Below are 16,951 nucleotides of genomic sequence, written 5' to 3' on the forward strand. Positions count from 1 at the left end.
GTCTTCGATCCGTCATCGGTATTTGCTCCAGGCCCCGGCTAGTTCGGGGCTTTTTTTGCAGATCGGTAGAGGTTTGGCTCAGCCGCGGAGAATCACCCGCGCCGCGTTATGTCCAGGCGCACCCGTCACACCTCCACCGGGATGGGTCCCGGATCCACACAAATACAACCCCGGCACCGCGCCGCGATAGGCACCCTGCCCCAGCAGCGGGCGCGCGCTGAAAAGTTGGTTGAGGCTGAGGGCGCCGTGAAAGATGTCGCCGCCAACCAGGCCGAAGATGCGTTCCAGATCGAGCGGGCTGAGGATCTGCCGGCCCAATACCGAGGCCGCGAATCCGGGCGCGTAGCGCTCGACCGTTGCGATCATCAGATCGGCCACCTCGTCGCGATAATCGTCCCACTGCCCGCCATCGGGCAGTTGCGGTGCCACGTGCTGGCAGAACAGGCTGGCGACATGCTGACCAGGCGGCGCAAGGGTGTCGTCCAGGGTGCTGGGAATGAGCAGTTCGACCACGGGCTCACGCGACCATCCCAACGCGCGCGCGTCATGCCAGGCGCGGTCCATGTAGTCCAGGCTCGGTGCCAGGATGATGCCGGCGGTCAGGTGATCGCCGTCGCCGGGCAACGCGGTGAAGTCCGGCAGGCGCGAGAGTGCGACATTCATGCGGAAGGTGCCCGACCCGCAGCGGTAATGGGCAATACGTTCGCGCGTTGTCGCAGGCACGTCGCCTGGCCGCATCAGGCGCTGATACAGCAGTTTCGGGTTGACGTTGGCCACGATCGCGCGGGCGTGGATCGTCTCACCGCCGGTCGTGACGACACCGACCGCACGCCCCTGCTCCACCAACACGCGCTCCACCACGCAGCCGGTACGGATTTGCACGCCGTGTTCGCGCGCGCTGGCGGCCATGGCCTGAGTGATCGCGCCCATGCCACCGATGGCGTGGCCCCATGCCCCCTTGACCCCGTTGCTCTGCCCGAACACGTGGTGCAACAACACGTATGCGGTACCCGGCGTGTGGGGACTGGCGTAATTGCCGACAATGCCATCGAAGCCGAACAAGGCCTTGATCGGCGCGCTTTCGAACCAGCGATCCAGATATTCGGCCGCTGAAATCGTAAACAGGTCCAACAGCTCCTGGCGCAGTGTCAGCGGCAGGCCCTGCAACTGCAGCCCGAGCTTGCCTGCCCGCCATAGCTGCGGCAATGCCTGTAGCCAGCCGCCATCGGTGACATCAGGCGGTGGCTGCAAGGCCAGCGCACGCAATACGTCGGCCAACTGCTCCAACCGCGCTTCGTAGGCGGGCAATGCGGCCGCATCACGCGCTGAAAACCTGGCAACTTCCTGCGCCGTGCGCCCTGCCCCGGCAAGCAAATAGTCACCGTTCGGCAACGGCAGAAAATTGTTGAGACGTCGCGGCACCACGTGCAGGCCATGGCGCTCCAGTGCGAGATCGGCGATGACCTTGGGTTGCAGCAACGACACCGTGTACGCCGCCACCGAATTGCGGAAACCTGGATGAAACTCCTCGGTCACCGCCGCACCGCCAACCACGTCGCGCGCTTCCAACACCAGCACCCTTTTACCAGCCTTGGCCAGATAGGCAGCGCACACCAGCCCGTTGTGGCCGGCGCCGATGATCAGTGCATCCAGGGGTTCAGAGGCGACGGGCATGCACTGGTATATAGCACCGCTCATCTGCGCCCACCATCTGTCAACGGCAGCGTATGAGCCTGCCCGCCGCTAACAATGCAGCACTGCGGCGGCGCGCGCAGGTGGTAGGCGAAGAACGGTCGCTGCACAGTGCCGCTAGTGGTTGCCAGCAAGTGCCCCGCTGGGTGATTCGGGGGTGACCACGCCGACACCTCCAGCCGACAGCTGCAGGTTGTGTGACATCGACAGTACCGCCGTTGCCTACTGGCCATCGCGGGCCGGCTCACTGGATGTTCGGTACCCCCGCGCCCCAAAAGCTGGTGCCTCCCCCGGCCCTCTACGCCCCGCACCCATGACCTTCGACACCATGCCATCCGGCTGGCGAGGCGTAGAGTGCCGGCCACGGCCCCGGCGACGGGGCTTCCCATCGATGCTTCCGGAGTCCTTTGTGATTCGTACACCTCATTTATTGACGCTGACCCTGGCCGTGGCCACCGCCCTGAGCGGTTGCAAGAAGTCCGAAGACACCGCACCTGCCGCCCCTGCGGGCGACACCGCGGCCACTACCCCGGCAGCGCCCAAGACGCTGACCCTGGACCAGAGCAAGCTGCCGGCAGTGAACCAGTTCACCGCGGCCGACCTGGACCCCAACAGCAACGCCTGTACCGATCTGAACGCCTACGCCAATGCCAAGTTCCTGGCCGCCAACCCGGTGCCGAGCGACCGCACCAGCTGGGGCGCGTTCGAGATGCTCGACGAGCGCTCCAATGCGATCCAGCGGCAGTTGGTGGAACAGGCCGCAGCCGACAGCAAGGCCACCGGTGTGGAAAAGATCGTCGGCGACCTGTGGTCGACCGGCATGGACGAAGCCAAGATCAACGCGCAGGGCATCGAGCCGCTGAAGCCGGAACTGGCCGCCATCGACGCGATCAGCGACCAGGCCAAGCTGGTGGACTACCTGCGCAGCAGCGCGGCCAAGGGCAACAACGTCCTTTTCGGCTTCGGCGCCGAAGCGGACTTCAAGAAGTCCAGCCAGAACATCGCCTATGCCATGCAGGGAGGCCTGGGCCTGCCGGACCCGGAGTACTACACCAGCCCCGCCAACAAGGCCAAGCTGGAGGCCTACCAGGCGCACATCGCCAAGGTGCTGGAGCTGTCGGGCGTGGCCGCGGCCGATGCCGCCGCGCAGGCCAAGCAAGTGGTCGCGTTCGAAACCCGCCTGGCCAAGGTGTCCAAGACCAGCACCGAGCTGTCGCGCGACGCCTCGCTGGCCTACAACCCGATCTCCCCCGCCGAGGCCGACAAGCTGACCCCGAACTGGTCGTGGACCGAGTTCTTCAAGTCGCAGGGCGTGGCCACACCGGAGATGTTCTCGCTGGCGATCCCCGCCTTCCATCAGGAAGTGAGCAAGATGATCGCCGATACCGACCCGACGATCTGGCGCGCGTACCTGCGCTTCCACACCGTCGATGGCGCTTCGCCGTTCCTGAGCCAGCCGTTCGTCGATGAGAACTTCGCGTTCTACAACAAGACCATGCGCGGCCAGAAGGAAATCAAGCCGCGTTGGAAGCGCGTGCTGGCCACCATCAACGGCCAGGCCGGCGAAGCGCTGGGCCAGCTGTACGTCAAGGTTGCCTTCCCGGCCGATTCCAAGGCCAAGATGGAAACCCTGGTGACCAATCTGCGTACCGCGCTCAAGGCCCGCATCGAAAAGCTGGACTGGATGAGCCCGGAGACCAAGACCAAGGCCATCGCCAAGTGGGAAAGCTTCACGCCCAAGATCGGCTACCCGGAAAAGTGGCGTGAGTGGAACGGCCTGAGCACCGGCCGCGACAGCTACCTGGGCAACGTGATGGCCGCGCAGGAATTCAACTACAAGTGGAACCTGTCCAAGATCGGCAAGCCGGTGGACAAGACCGAATGGAGCATGAGCCCGCAGACGGTCAACGCCTACTACAACCCGCTGCAAAACGAGATCGTGTTCCCGGCCGCCATCCTGCAGCCGCCGTTCTTCGACCCGAATGCGCCGGAGGAAATGAACTACGGCGGCATCGGTGCAGTGATCGGCCATGAGATGACCCACGGTTACGACGACCAGGGCAGCCGCTTCGGCGCCGATGGCAACTTCATCCCCGATCCGGGTTGGTGGACGCAGAAGGACCTGGACGCGTTCAAGGCACGCACCGGCAAGCTGGTGGCGCAGTTCGACGGCTACCGCACGCCGGCCGGCGACAAGGTCAAGGGCGACCTGACCCTGGGCGAAAACATCGCCGACCTGGGTGGCCTGAACACCGCCTACGACGCCATGAAGGCCGCCACTGCCGGCAAGGACGACCCCAAGACCGACGGCATCACCCGCGACCAGCGCTTCTTCCTCAACTGGGCCACGGTGTGGCGTCGCAACTTCACCCCGGAAGAACTGGCCGTACGCCTGAAGACCGACCCGCATGCACCGGCGAACTTCCGCGCCATCGGCGCACCGTCGAACATGCCGGCATTCGCCGCCGCGTTCTCGTGCAAGGCGGGCGATGCGATGGTGCGTCAGGGCGACAAGCAGGTCGTGATCTGGTAACTGCGCAAGCGCGGTAAAACCACGGGCGGCCATCGAAAGATGGCCGCCCGTTTTCGTTGTGCACCCCGTATTTACCGCAGTGCCTTCCTCCAAATCCGCCAGCCGGCACCAACGACCGAGGCAGGCCATGCTCCTGCAGTGGATGATCTTTCCTGCACGCACGCGCTGCCAGACCGATGCCGACCAACGGGTAGAACGCGCATCCTGCTGCGACGCCGTCGCTGCGCTGGCCACAAGCGCAGCGACGCAAGACCCGCAAACACCAGCTGCAATGCGGTGCGATCTGCAATCGCGCCTGCATGCAAGCCTCAACAAAACTCAACGCACGCGCCCCCTGGTGATGGGTCCGCTTATGCTCGGCGTTTATCCCAGCCACTGGCGCCCATGTCACACACCAAGACCTCCACGCTTGCCCTTGCCCTGCTGGTCGCCCTGGCAGGCTGCCAACGCGAAGCGCAAACCAGCAGCACGCCGGAAAAAACCGCGACCTCGGCACCTGCAGCGACAGCGGCCGCGAAACCTGCATTCGACATCGGCGAACTGGATGCAGCTACCAACGCGTGCCAGAACCTGGACGATTTCGTCAATGGCCGTTGGAAAAAAGCCAATCCCATCCCGGCCGACCGCACCAGTTGGGGGGTCTCCGACGTGCTCGTGGAGAACAGCCTGACCACCCAACGCCAGATTGCCGAAGACGCCGCAAGGCAGGCGGACACCCAAACCAATCCTGTCGCCCACAAGATCGGCATGCTGTATGCCTCGGGCATGGATGAAGCGGCCATCGAAGCGGCCGGCGACCGGCCGATCAAGCCACAGCTCGACGCCATCGCCGCGCTGACCTCAGGCAAGGACGTTGCCGACTACATCACGCATCGTTTTGCCGAAGGCGATGCGCAGGTGTTCGATTTCGGCGCACGTGCGGACTTCAAACATGCCGACAGGCAGATCGCGTTCGCGCAGGAAGGTGGACTGGGCCTGCCGACCAAGGAGTACTACACCTCTCCCGAATACGCGCCCATTCGCGAGGCATATCTGGCTTACATCGCCAAATCCTTCGAGCTCACCGGCAGCACCGCAGACGCCGCCAAGGCACAGGCGAGCGAGGTCCTCGCGCTCGAAACACGGCTGGCCGCGGCCTCGCTCACACGCACCGAGGCGCGTGACCCCAGGAACCAGTATCACTTCGTCAGCACGGCCGAGGCCGACAAACTCACGCCGCACTTTGCATGGAGCAATTTCTTCGCTGTGCAAGGCATCGACAGCGGTGCCGGCTTTTCCCTGTCGCAGCCGCGGTTCTTCGCCGAATTCGATCGTCAGCTGGCGAACGCGCCGATCGCCCAATGGCAGGCCTATCTGCGCTTCCACACCATCGACGACGCCTCCAAGCAGCTCAGCAAGGCCTTCGTCGACAACAACTTCGCGTTTTATGGCAAAACGCTGTCCGGGCAACCCGAACAGCAGCCGCGTTGGAAGCGCGTATTACGCACGGTCAACGGCGCAATGGGCGAAGGGCTGGGGCAGCTCTACGTCGCCAAGGTGTTCACGCCGGAAGCCAAACAGCGTGCCAGCGACTTGGTGGACAACGTGCGTGTTGCGCTCAAGGCGCGCATCGAGAACGTCGACTGGATGAGCCCGGAAACCAAGGCCAAGGCCATCGCCAAGTGGCAAACATTCCTGCCCAAAATCGGCTATCCCGACACCTGGCGCGACTGGTCGGGGCTGGAGATCGTGCCTGGCGCCTATTACCGCAACCTGCAGGCAGCAGCGAAATTCAATTATCACTACGACATCGCCCAGATCGGTAAGCCCACCGACCGGATGCGCTGGCAGATGACCCCGCAGACGGTCAATGCGTATTACGACCCCAGCACCAATTCCATCAATTTCCCTGCCGGAATTCTGCAGCCGCCGTTCTTCGACGCCAGTGCGGACGACGCCTTGAACTACGGCGGCATCGGCGCAGTGATCGGGCACGAAGCCACGCACGGCTTCGACGATGAGGGCCGCCAGTTCGACGGCGCCGGCAACAATGTCGACTGGTGGACACCGCAGGATCGCAAGGCCTTCGAGCAACGTGCCGAGCGACTGGTCAAACAGTTCGATGCCTACGTGCCGCTGCCCGACCACCCCACGGTGCACGTCAATGGCAGGCTCAGCCTGGGCGAAAACATCGCCGACCTGGGCGGTACCAACGTCGCCTACGATGCGTTGCAGGCAGATCTGCGCGCGCATCCGGAACGCGCCGTCGCGATCGACGGCTACAGCCCGGATCAACGCTTCTTCCTGAACTATGCACGCAGCTGGCGTGGGCAGACGCGCGAACAGCAGCAGCTGGTCTACCTGGCAAGCGACCCCCATGCGCCCGACAACCTGCGCGCCATTGCCCCGCCCTCGAACATGCCCTCCTTCGCCAAGGCATTTTCCTGCAAGGCCGGCGATGCGATGGTGCGGCCAGAAAAAGACCGTGTGGTGATCTGGTAAGCCTGCACAGGCGACGGCTGCAAGCGCTTCCAACACGGTGGCACCCGGTACAGGCCCGCACGCGCGGGCCTGTCGCATTCATGCAAGCGGCCGGCACCGAACACGAACCGGCGCGCGCGCCTGCCTGCGCGGCACGCAGCCTTGCTAAACTCCGCCGACTTCAATCTGGCCACCCTTCTTCTCGATGCCCACCATTCGTCCGCTTGCCCTCGCTCTTGGCTTCAGCCTGATCTCGCTGCTGTCCGCCCCCGACGCCGACGCCGCTCGCAAGAAGAAGGCCGCAGCGCCCAAGGCTCCGGCCGTCTCGGCGGCCTGCACCAATTTCTACGACTACGCCAACGCCAGCTGGCTCAAGGCCAACCCCGTGCCGCAGGCCGGCGCCGTCACCGCGCTGGGTCAATTGTCCGAGCGCGCCCTGCAGCAACAGCGCGAGTTGCTCGATGCATCGATGAAGTCCCCGCAGGGCAACGTGCAGAAGCTGCTCGGCGATTTCTGGGCCAGCGGCCTGGACGAATCGGCTGTGGAGAAGGACGGCTCCAACCCGATCGCTCCCCTGCTCTCGCGCATCGACGCGATCAAGAAGGCCAAGGATGTGCCCGCTTCCATCGCCGCGTTGCATCAGGTCGGTATTCCGGTCGGCTTCAATTTCGGCCCGGACGTGGACCTGAAGGCGCTCGATCGCCATATCGGCTACTTCATGCAGGGCGGCATGGGCCTGCCCGACCCGGCCTTCTACACCCGCACCGACGCCGACACCCAGGCGCTGATGGGCCGCTACCGCGCGTACGTCAAGCAGATCCTGGCGCTGACCGGCACCGCTGCCGACAAGCTCGACGCCGACGCCGCCTCCGTGCTGCAGATCGAAACCGCGCTGGCGCGTAGCGCGCAGTCGGTGCAGGGCATCAACAACCCGTTCAACAACTACGCACCGATCGCCACCAAGGAACTGGGCAAGCAGTACAAGAACCTGCGCCTGGCCGACTTTCTGGAGGCGCAGGGCGTCAAGGACGACCTGGTGTCGATGGCCGACCCGGCCATGTTCAAGCAACTCGACAGCATGATCGTCAGCATCAAGCCGGACCAATGGAAGGCCTACCTGCGCTGGCGCGTGGGCGATGCGATGGCGCCGTACCTGTCCAAGAGCTTCCACGATGCCGAATACCAGTTCCGTGGCCGTCTGCTGCGTGGCGATGCGGTGCCGCCGCAGCGTTGGCAGCAGGTACTGGACGCGATCAACGTGGCCGCCGGCCCGATGCTCGGCCGCGAGTACGTGGCGCGTTATCTGAGCAGCGACACCCGTCGCCAGGCCGAAGCCATCGCCGACCAGGTACGCGATGCACAGCTGGCCGCGCTGGAGCGCACCGGTTGGGGCAACGGCGAGGTGGTGGCCGAAGCCAAGGCCAAGCTGGCCGCGATGAAGATCGAAGTCGGCGCGCCGCGACGCGACCTGGATTACACCGTGCAGCCGATGGGGCGCGGCAGTTTCGGCGGCAATATGCTGATCGCCTCGACCTGGCGCCACCGCGAAGAGATGAAGCGCATCGGCAAGGGCAACGCCGACCGTCGCTGGGACGTGCTGCCGCAACAGCCGGCGGTGGCCTACGACATTGCGCAGAACCGCCTGATCGTCACTGCCGCCGTGTTGCAGGCGCCGGTGTTGACCACCGGCGGCACCCAGGCCGCGCAGTACGGTGCCTACGGTGCGCTGGTCGCACACGAGATCACCCGTGCGATCGATGCCAAGGGCTCGCTGGTCGATGCCAAGGGCGAATTGCGCAGCTGGTGGACGCCGGCCGAAAAGGCGAGCTGGACCATGCTGACCAACAAGGTCGCCGCGCAGTTCTCCGCCTACCCGTACCCGGGCGTGCCCAACGCCAAGGTCAATGGTGCGCAGACCGCCGAAGAGAACCTGGCCGATCTGGCCGGCGTCGAATTGGCCTGGCAGGCGTTCAGCAAGGCGCAGCCGGCAGCCACCGAGGCCGACAAGCAGGCCTTCTTCACCGCCTGGGCCGGGCTGTGGGCACAGCAGTTGTCGCCCAACGAGGCGGTGCAGCGCGCAAGCGCCGACATCCGCGCACCGGGCCAGTGGCGCACCAATGGCCCGCTCTCGAACCTGCCCGAGTTCGGTGCAGCGTTCAGCTGCAAGGCCGGCCAGCCGATGCAGCGCGTGGATGCCGAGCAGTTGAAGATCTGGCGCTGAGTCAGGCGCCAGCAAGTCGCTGGCAATCAGCACGCAGTGGCAGGCAATAAAGAAGAGCGCGGACTCCGCGCTCTTTTTTTGTGCCTGGCATTTCGCCCATCCGTTGCTTACCTCAACGCGCTCTTCGTAGGGGCGGCCCGGCCGAGATGAAGCCTTGCCGGTAAAACCCCATCGCGGCCAGGGTCGCTCCTACGGAGCAGCGTGGATCTCAACGCACCACGCGCAACGGCGGCTTGCGCTTCCCGCCGCCCTTCCTTCCGCCGCTGCCGCCGAATGGCGACTGGCCGCGCCAGTAGCGGATCATCAGCCAGCCGAACAGCATGCCGCCCAGATGCGCGAAGTGGGCCACGCCAGGCTGCCAACCGGTCGCCCCGAGCAGTAACTCGATCGCGCCGAACACGATCACGAAGGTCCGCGCCTTCATTGGAATCGGCGGGAACAGCAGCATCACGCGCTGATTGGGGAACAGCATTCCGTAAGCCAGCAGCAAACCGAACACGCCGCCCGATGCGCCGACGACCGGCGCACCGCTTTGCGTGAACCAGGCCATCAGCAACTGGCACAGGCCGGCGCCGGCGACGCACACGAGGTAGTAGGTGAGAAAGCGCTTCTGGCCCCAGGTCTGTTCCAACGGCGCGCCGAACATGAAGAGCGCCAGCATGTTGAAAAATAGATGGTTGAAGCCGCCATGCAGGAATGCGTAGGTCAGCAGCTGCCAGGGCATGAAGCTGGCACCCGGCGAAAACGCATCGAAGCCGTTGGACAGCGGCCACAACATCAGCCACGACAACACGCTGTCCGATGGCAACACGCCAGCGCCCAGGTCGCCCACCGCCCATTGCAGCAGGAACAAGCCGATGTTGGCGATCAGTAATGCTTTGGTGACGGGCGGCAATTGAGGCATGGCGGCTTCCTTCGGAATGCTGCCGATGATAACGGCAGGCTTATGAAGGTCCCCACACGGCCGCATCCAGCCGCTGCGCGGCGCTGGCCCGGCGCACACGGCCACGTTCCACCTGGACGCCCTCGTCGCGCAGGCGCTGGCATTGCTCGCGGTAGCCTGCCGAGCCTTCGGGCAAGGCAATCCGGCCGTCGCTGCGCAATACGCGGTGCCAGGGCAGCTGCGGGTCGTCGTTGCCGCTGAGCAAGCGTGCCACCAGTCGCGCACGGCCCGGCAGGCCCGCGCGCCGGGCAACTTCCCCATAACCGGCGACCTCGCCCACGGGAATTGCGCCGATCGCCTGAAGAATCCGCAGCCGCGCCTGCTCGCCGGACAGTGACGCGCTCTTGGAGCCTGCGCGCGCAGGCGGGCTGGCGGTGCCGCGCGGTGTTGGATGGCGAGATGTGGGCATCGCACAAGCATGCCAGCTGATGAGCGTGCGTGTGCGGATCGCCCTGCACGCGAGGGGAAGGTTGCAAGCCCTCTGCTCCCGGGAGAGGGCTTGAGGTGCGGGCGCAGCAGAGCAAACCGCCGGGGACACGCAATCAGTCGTCGTTTGTTCGTGGATAAAGGTACAACCAACCTTGAACATCAGGTCGCGTTGGATCGATGCGTCGCTTGTACCAGACCCTCACCCCAACCCTCTCCCACAGTGACAGAAGCTCGGTCCATTCTTCCATCGAGACACTGGGGGACCAGGTGGCGCGCAGCGCCGGATGAGGCTACGGCTGCCACTGGCTATCCCAGTCTGGCATTGATCAAGGCATCGCCTCATGCGCCGCCACGCGGCAACCCACCGTCGATGGCGACAGCGCCCCCCTCAATGCATCAACACAATCTCTTCAGACGAAGTGGGATGAATCGCCACGGTCTCCTCGAAGTCCCGCTTGGTCGCGCCCATCTTCACCGCCACCGCAAAGCCTTGCAGCATTTCGTCGGCGCTCTCACCCAGCAGATGGACACCGACCACACGTTCCTCCTCGCCCACGCACACCAGCTTGAACAGACTGCGCTGCGGCGCGTCGGCCAGCGCGTGCAGCATCGGGCGGAAATTGCTGCGGTACACGCGCACCGCACCGTTGTACCGTGCACGCGCCTGCTCTTCGGTGAGCCCGACATTGCCAAGCGGCGGGTGCGAAAACACCACGCTGGGCACGTTTTCGTAGTCCATGCGCGCATCCGGTTGGTGACCGAACAGGCGATCCATCAGCTTGCGCCCTGCCGCAATCGCCACCGGCGTCAGTCCGATCTTGCCGCCCACATCGCCGATGGCGTGAATATTCGGCACGTTGGTGGTCTGCCCGTCGTCCACCACCACTTCGCCCTTGTCGCCAAGCGCAACGCCCACCGCCTCCAGACCCAGCCCGGCGGTATTGGCGCGGCGACCCACCGCAAAAAACACCTTGTCGAAGACGTCGTTGCCCTGCTCGCGCGGATGCACGCAATGACCATGCACGCGCAACGCACCATGCAGATCGCGCTCCAATGCGGTGGTGGTGAAACCGAAGTGCAGCCGCACGCCCAGATGGCGCAGGTTGTCGGCCAACTGCAAGGTCAGCTCCGCATCGAAGCGCTCCAGCAAACGCTCGCCCTGCACGAACAGATGCACGCGACTTCCCAGGGCCTGCAGCAGCCCGGCGATTTCCACCGCGATATAGCCACCGCCGACAATCGCGACCTGCTCGGGCGCATGGCAGAGATTGAAGAAATCGTCGGAGACTTCGCCATGTTCTGCGCCCTCCACGTCCGGGCGTAACGGGTGTGCACCGGTGGCGATCACGATGTGCTCGGCGGTCACCGGTACGCCGTCGCTGCCCATGACGGTATGGCGGTCCTGCAATACGCCGCGCTGCGGGATCAGGACCACGCCATCTTCGTTGAGGCGGCGTCGATAGCTGGCGTGGATGTTGGAGATGTACCCCTGCCGATGCGTGACCAGCTCCTGCCAGGCCAGCGTCGGGCGCGGCACATCGAATCCCAGCGCGCTGGCCAACTCGATCTTGCCGGCCAGATCGGCTGCCAGCCACATCGCCTTCTTCGGCACGCAACCGAGATTGACGCAGGTGCCGCCCAGTTCGTCGGGCTCCATGATCGCCACGCGCGCGCCATGTTTTGCTGCGCGAAATCCAGCCGCGAGGCCGCCGGAGCCGCCACCCAGAATCACCACGTCGTAGTCGTAACGCGCACTCATGCGAAACGCTCCGCCCGGTAAGGATGCGGGTCCAGCGCGGGTGCGCGGCCCGTGATCAGGTCGGCCATCAATTGTCCGCTTGCAGTGCTCATGCTGATGCCGAGCATGCCATGCCCGGCTGCGAGCCAGACGTGAGGATGGCCCGGCACCGCGCCCAGGACCGGCACGTCGTCCCAGGTCATCGGCCGCCATCCGTACCAGCGCTCGATCACCGCAGGCCCGCATGGCGCCTGAAGATATTCGGCCGCTGCACGCTCCAACGCAGCCAGGCGTGTGGCATTGAGCTGCGTATCGCGCCCGGAAAATTCCATCGTGCTGCCGATGCGCAGGCGGTCGCGCCACGGCACCACAAACACCCAGCGGTCCTTCAACACCACCGGGCGGCGCGGCATCAGATGCGGCGCGCTGTAGGTAATCGAATAGCCCTTGCCGGCCTGCACCGGCAGGCGCAAACCAAGTTGCGCCGCCAGCACCGGCGACCATGGCCCGGTTGCGATCACCACTTCGCGCGCAGGGCGCTTGCCGTGCTCGGTCTGCACGCAGCTGCCAGCTCCATCGGGCACGATTGCCTGCACGCGGCAGTGCGCATCGATCACCACGCCACGTGCGCGCAGCACCCTCGCAAGCTCTGCGGTGTACTGCTCCGGGCGCAGATGGGCATCGCCCGGGAAGTGGATCGCACCGGCGATCCCATCGCGAAATGCGGGATCCTGGCGTATGTAGTCCGCACCATCGATGACCTCGGCCCGGATCCCCCACTGCGCCAGCAGCGCGCATTCGTCGCGGTATTGCGCAAAGCGGCGCGCATCGCCGAACACGTAATCCAGCCCGTCGTTACGAAACTCGCACTCCAACCCGTACCGCGCCACCCACGCGTCGAAGCGCTGCCGCGCGTCGTGCAACAACGCCGCGCGCGCCTGTGCACTGGCCTGCCAATCGCGTGAATTGCAGCGCCGCGCAAAACGCAGCAGCCAGCGCCACAACCCCGGATCCAGACGTGGCGGGATATACAGCGGCGCGTCCGGGGTGAACATCCATTTCAGTGCCTGCGCAATCATGCCGGGCGCCGCCAGCGGCGGTGCATGGCTTGGCGTGATGGTGCCGCAATTGCCGTAGGAGGTCGCCGCACCGGGCGCACCGGCATCGAGCACGCGCACCTGCCGGCCCGCTTCGACCAGTGCCAGCGCGGTGGCCAGGCCAATCGCGCCCGCACCGATCACCACCACATCATCGCGGCTGCCGTGCATGCAGGCGCTACCCGGCGCGCCCAGCGCCACGCCACATCGGCGGCATCTGCAGATAGGTCGCGCTGCGCCATAGCCATTCCATCGGCCCGAAGCGGAACCAGTGCAGCCAGCACCGGCTCAGCTGCACCTGTAGCGCGAACAGTGCCAGCGCGAACGGCAGCTGCCACACCCGCGGCAGCTGTTCGAAATAGCCCAGCCCGTAGCCGTAGAAGATGCCGGTGCAGACCAGCGATTGCAGCAGATAATTGCTCAATGCCATCCGCCCCGCCGGCGCAAGCCATGCCAGACGCGGCGCCAGGCGCACCACCCATGCGGCGTAGCCCAGGCACATCAACGGCCCTGCAATCAGCGACAGCGCGAAGGCGCCGGACAGGCGCAGGTCCAGCCGCGCCGGATCGATCCACGGCTCCAATGCATAACTTGCCAGCATCACGCCCAGCCCGAGCGGCAACACGCCATGGCGCAGCGTCGCAAACAAACGGGGGAAGCGCTCGGGCGCGGCGATCGCACCGCTGCGCACGAACCAGCTGCCGAGCAGGAACATGCCGAGCATGGCCGGGCCATTGATGCTGAGCCCGGTCATCGCCTGCTGAAAGTCATGCCAGCGCTGCACCGTCGCCTGCAGGTAAGTGCCGCTGCCGAATGCGGCGCGCTGCGCCTGCACATTCGCCAGCGCCTGCTGCGCGGCGTCGGCCATCGCCGCTTTCCACTGCACCGTCGCGGCAGGATCGGCCTGCGCCAACTCGCCTGCCACCCCATACAGCAGGGTCAGCCCGGGTGCGCACAGGTACACCAACGCAGCGAACCACGGCAGCGTCACGGTCGGCACGTTGCGCGCACTGAGCAGCAGCAACGCCAGCAGGGCATAGGTCACCAGGACATCGCCGGACCACACCAGCAGCGCGTGGGCAAGCCCGATCGCCAACAGCCCGAGGGTGCGGCGCAGATACAGGCCGAAGAACGCGCGCCCGGCCTGCGCGGCGCGCTGCGCCATCACCGCAAAGCCCATGCCGAACAACAGCGAAAACAGCGTGTAGAACTTGCCTTGCACGAACACGTAGACCAGCGCATCGGCAACCCGGTCGGCGCCATGCCAATGCGGCTCCACGCCGGTCATGGCCAGATCGAGTGGCCCGACAAAGGCTTCGATGTTCATCAGCAGAATGCCCAGCAGCGCCACGCCGCGCAGGACATCCAGCACGACGATGCGCTCGGTCGCAGCAATGGGAAGCAGCACGTCGCGGGATGTCATCACGGCTCAGGCAACCAGATACGGCGGCGCGCGCCGCAGAATGCAAACGGCCCGCCGATGGGGCGGGCCGTCAGGAACAGCAATCATGCACGCGCCGCGGCAAACCGCACGGATGGGCCGACATGCGCGTGGACTGCATGCGCCAGCGCAGCGCCGGATGACCGGCCTACGTCAGTGGCGCGCAGGCGTCCCACCCGTCCAACCGCCATGCGAGCGCGTGCCCCACCCTTAGTGGTGATGACCGCCGTCGCCGTGCACATGGCCGTGGTCGCGTTCTTCTGCGGTGGCTTCACGCACTTCGACGATCTCCACGTCGAAATGCAGATCCTTGCCGGCCATGGGGTGATTGAGGTCCACATCGACCACGCTCATGCCGACTTTCTGCACCGTCACTGCGCGCGGGCCGAAGTTGGTCTGCAGCACGACCTGGGTGCCGGGCACCAGCTTGGTGGCGCCGAAATGCTTCTTGGGCACGCGCTGGCTCAGGCCTTCGCGGTATTCGCCGTAGGCGTCGGCGGCCTTGACGTCCACGCCGAAGCTCTCGCCGGCCTCCTTCCCCATCATGGCCGCTTCCAGGCCCGGGATGATGTTGCCGTGGCCGATCATGATCGCCAACGGGTCACGCTCCTTGGAGCTCTCGATCGGCTCCTGGCCGATCTCCGAAACGGTGTAATGGAAGCGGACGACGCTGTCTTTTTCGATCTTCATGCCTGGCTCTGAATGGGCTGCCCGGTGGCAGACGGTTGAGGACGGCTTGTCGGCCGCCGGGTGCGCCGCCATCATGGCGACCTTTCGAACCGCCCATTATCCCGGCTCCATGCATATCACGCCAGTTTTCGCCGCCCGCGCCCGTTGCGCCGCGGCCAGCCTGTTGCTGGGCCTGCTGCTCCTGGGGGGCTGTTCGTCGCACACGCCGGTTCAGCGCCCGGCCGCGCCACCGCCGACAACGCGCGTGTGGCCGCAGGTAACGCCAGCCGACCCGGCCGCCGCCAACAACATCCTGATGCGCGCGCTGGGGTTGGTGGGCACCCCGTACCGGTTCGGCGGCAACACGCCAGAGACCGGGTTCGACTGCAGCGGGCTGGTCACCTATGTTTACCGGGATGTATTGGCCCTGGCGCTACCGCGCACCTCCCGCGAACTGGCCGCAATTCAGGGCCCGCGCATCCCGCCCGAGCGACTTGCCACCGGCGATCTGGTGTTTTTTGGCTCCGGCGGCAACGTGACCCACGTCGGCATTTATGTCGGTGAAGGCCGCTTCGTGCATGCCCCTACCACGGGCGGTACGGTCCGCCTGGATTTCCTTGATGGAGCTTACTGGCGTGACCATTATTCAGGTTCGAAGCGGGTTTTACACTGAAATGTGACGTAGATCACAAGTCATAAAACGGAAAGTTAACTTTTTTTGAACGTAACGATTCTTTCACCAGGGCATCATCTCGCATCGACAGCAGAACTGTGATTCCCGCGTGACGAACGACGAACAGATCAAAACTGGCGCCGCACCGCTTCCGCCCCGGAAACCGCTCCGCCTGCTATGCGCCACCGCTCTCTTGATTGCAGCACTTCCCGCATTCGCGCAGACCGCCAGCAGCACGCCATCCGCTTCGCAGACGACCACGCCTGACAGCGCCGTCGCCGCCGAGAAAGCCGCAACCCGTAGTCGCGCCGACGCCGCTGCCACTGCAACACTGGCCGCCCTGCTTCCGCACCTGGCTGCCAACGACGCCATTCCGCTGATGGATCGCTCGGCAATGTTCGCCGGCGATCTCAGCCGCCTGCTTGCCAACTACGACGTGTCGCAGAGCGCAGCCAATGCGGCCCAGAACGCCGTGGCCGACAGCCGCGTGCAGGTGATCCTGCAGCGCGCCATGGCCCTGCTCGGCACCCCGTATGTCTGGGGCGGCGAGTCCACCGAAGGGTTCGATTGCAGCGGCCTGGTCGGCTATGTGTTCAAGACTGCGCTCGGCATCGACCTGCCGCGCGTCTCGCGCGACATCGCCCGCGACGAATCGGCCGAACTGATCAAGGACCCGAGCGCGCTGAAGGCTGGCGACCTGGTGTTCTTCGGCAAGCGCGGTCGTATCGACCATGTCGGCCTGGTGGTCGGCGACGGCAAGTTCCTGCACGCGCCCAGCCGCGGCAAGGACGTGCGCGTGGATTCGCTGGCGAGCGGCTACTGGAGCGAAAAGTTCATCCAGGCGCGTCGCGTGCTGTAACGCTCGGTTGCCCGGACTCAGTCAAGCAAGGCCGCGACGATCTCGCGGCCTTTTTGTTGTGCGGAACCCGGCCGCGACGTCCGTGTGCGACTGCGCAGCCTCTTGGCGCCTACCGGCCCGCGTGCCAGGCGCACCAGGAGCCACGCTGCCCGCACCGCATGCGCTTTCATCGGGCCAGACGACCTACCCCGTACGC

General features: G+C 65.4%; 12 protein-coding genes. 5 read left to right on the top strand and 7 right to left on the bottom strand.

Annotated features, from left to right (window positions below):
* Positions 1 to 78: 78 nt before the first annotated feature.
* Positions 79 to 1,674, bottom strand: coding sequence for a phytoene desaturase family protein (locus tag ACDH77_RS13160; protein WP_031423360.1), 1,596 nt, complete (start codon positions 1,672 to 1,674; stop codon positions 79 to 81).
* Between the two features lie 448 nt (positions 1,675 to 2,122).
* On the opposite strand from ACDH77_RS13160, the gene ACDH77_RS13165 reads away from it, so the two are divergent.
* The 3 genes from ACDH77_RS13165 (at position 2,123) to ACDH77_RS13175 (ending at position 8,906) form a co-directional block, all read left to right on the top strand.
* Complete coding sequence (locus ACDH77_RS13165; RefSeq protein WP_031423362.1) at positions 2,123 to 4,225, top strand: M13 family metallopeptidase; 2,103 nt, start codon at positions 2,123 to 2,125, stop codon at positions 4,223 to 4,225.
* 384 nt (positions 4,226 to 4,609) lie between these two features.
* Positions 4,610 to 6,706, top strand: coding sequence for a M13 family metallopeptidase (locus ACDH77_RS13170; protein WP_218488694.1), 2,097 nt, complete (start codon positions 4,610 to 4,612; stop codon positions 6,704 to 6,706).
* 184 nt (positions 6,707 to 6,890) lie between these two features.
* Positions 6,891 to 8,906 (top strand): M13 family metallopeptidase, encoded by a 2,016-nt coding sequence (locus tag ACDH77_RS13175; RefSeq protein ID WP_218488695.1) that lies wholly within the window; start codon positions 6,891 to 6,893, stop codon positions 8,904 to 8,906.
* 208 nt (positions 8,907 to 9,114) lie between these two features.
* Here ACDH77_RS13175 and ACDH77_RS13180 read toward each other — a convergent pair whose 3' ends face one another.
* The 6 genes from ACDH77_RS13180 to ACDH77_RS13205 form a co-directional block, all read right to left on the bottom strand.
* Positions 9,115 to 9,810 carry a rhomboid family intramembrane serine protease gene (locus ACDH77_RS13180; RefSeq protein ID WP_014090553.1) on the bottom strand — a complete coding sequence of 232 codons (696 nt, stop codon included), beginning with the start codon at positions 9,808 to 9,810 and terminating at the stop codon, positions 9,115 to 9,117.
* Positions 9,811 to 9,850: 40 nt separating this feature from the next.
* Positions 9,851 to 10,258 carry an MGMT family protein gene (locus tag ACDH77_RS13185; RefSeq protein WP_042773918.1) on the bottom strand — a complete coding sequence of 136 codons (408 nt, stop codon included), beginning with the start codon at positions 10,256 to 10,258 and terminating at the stop codon, positions 9,851 to 9,853.
* Between the two features lie 408 nt (positions 10,259 to 10,666).
* Positions 10,667 to 12,037 (bottom strand): glutathione-disulfide reductase, encoded by a 1,371-nt coding sequence (gorA, locus tag ACDH77_RS13190; RefSeq protein WP_031423369.1) that lies wholly within the window; start codon positions 12,035 to 12,037, stop codon positions 10,667 to 10,669.
* A complete protein-coding gene (locus ACDH77_RS13195; RefSeq protein ID WP_031423371.1) occupies positions 12,034 to 13,314 on the bottom strand; it encodes an NAD(P)/FAD-dependent oxidoreductase in 1,281 nt (426 codons plus the stop codon). Before ACDH77_RS13195 ends, gorA begins: the two co-directional genes overlap by 4 nt.
* Positions 13,292 to 14,536 carry a DUF418 domain-containing protein gene (locus tag ACDH77_RS13200; RefSeq protein WP_031423373.1) on the bottom strand — a complete coding sequence of 415 codons (1,245 nt, stop codon included), beginning with the start codon at positions 14,534 to 14,536 and terminating at the stop codon, positions 13,292 to 13,294. Before ACDH77_RS13200 ends, ACDH77_RS13195 begins: the two co-directional genes overlap by 23 nt.
* A gap of 228 nt (positions 14,537 to 14,764) precedes the next feature.
* A complete protein-coding gene (locus ACDH77_RS13205; RefSeq protein WP_014090558.1) occupies positions 14,765 to 15,244 on the bottom strand; it encodes a peptidylprolyl isomerase in 480 nt (159 codons plus the stop codon).
* 109 nt (positions 15,245 to 15,353) lie between these two features.
* Here ACDH77_RS13205 and ACDH77_RS13210 point away from each other — a divergent pair, with 109 nt between their 5' ends.
* Positions 15,354 to 15,896 (top strand): C40 family peptidase, encoded by a 543-nt coding sequence (locus ACDH77_RS13210; RefSeq protein WP_011347978.1) that lies wholly within the window; start codon positions 15,354 to 15,356, stop codon positions 15,894 to 15,896.
* Positions 15,897 to 16,005: 109 nt separating this feature from the next.
* Positions 16,006 to 16,755: a C40 family peptidase gene (locus ACDH77_RS13215; protein ID WP_011347979.1), complete on the top strand. Its 750-nt coding sequence runs from the start codon at positions 16,006 to 16,008 to the stop codon at positions 16,753 to 16,755.
* Positions 16,756 to 16,951 lie beyond the last annotated feature (196 nt).

This window comes from Xanthomonas axonopodis pv. maculifoliigardeniae, assembly GCF_041519315.1.
In the GTDB taxonomy this organism is placed as follows: domain Bacteria; phylum Pseudomonadota; class Gammaproteobacteria; order Xanthomonadales; family Xanthomonadaceae; genus Xanthomonas; species Xanthomonas euvesicatoria.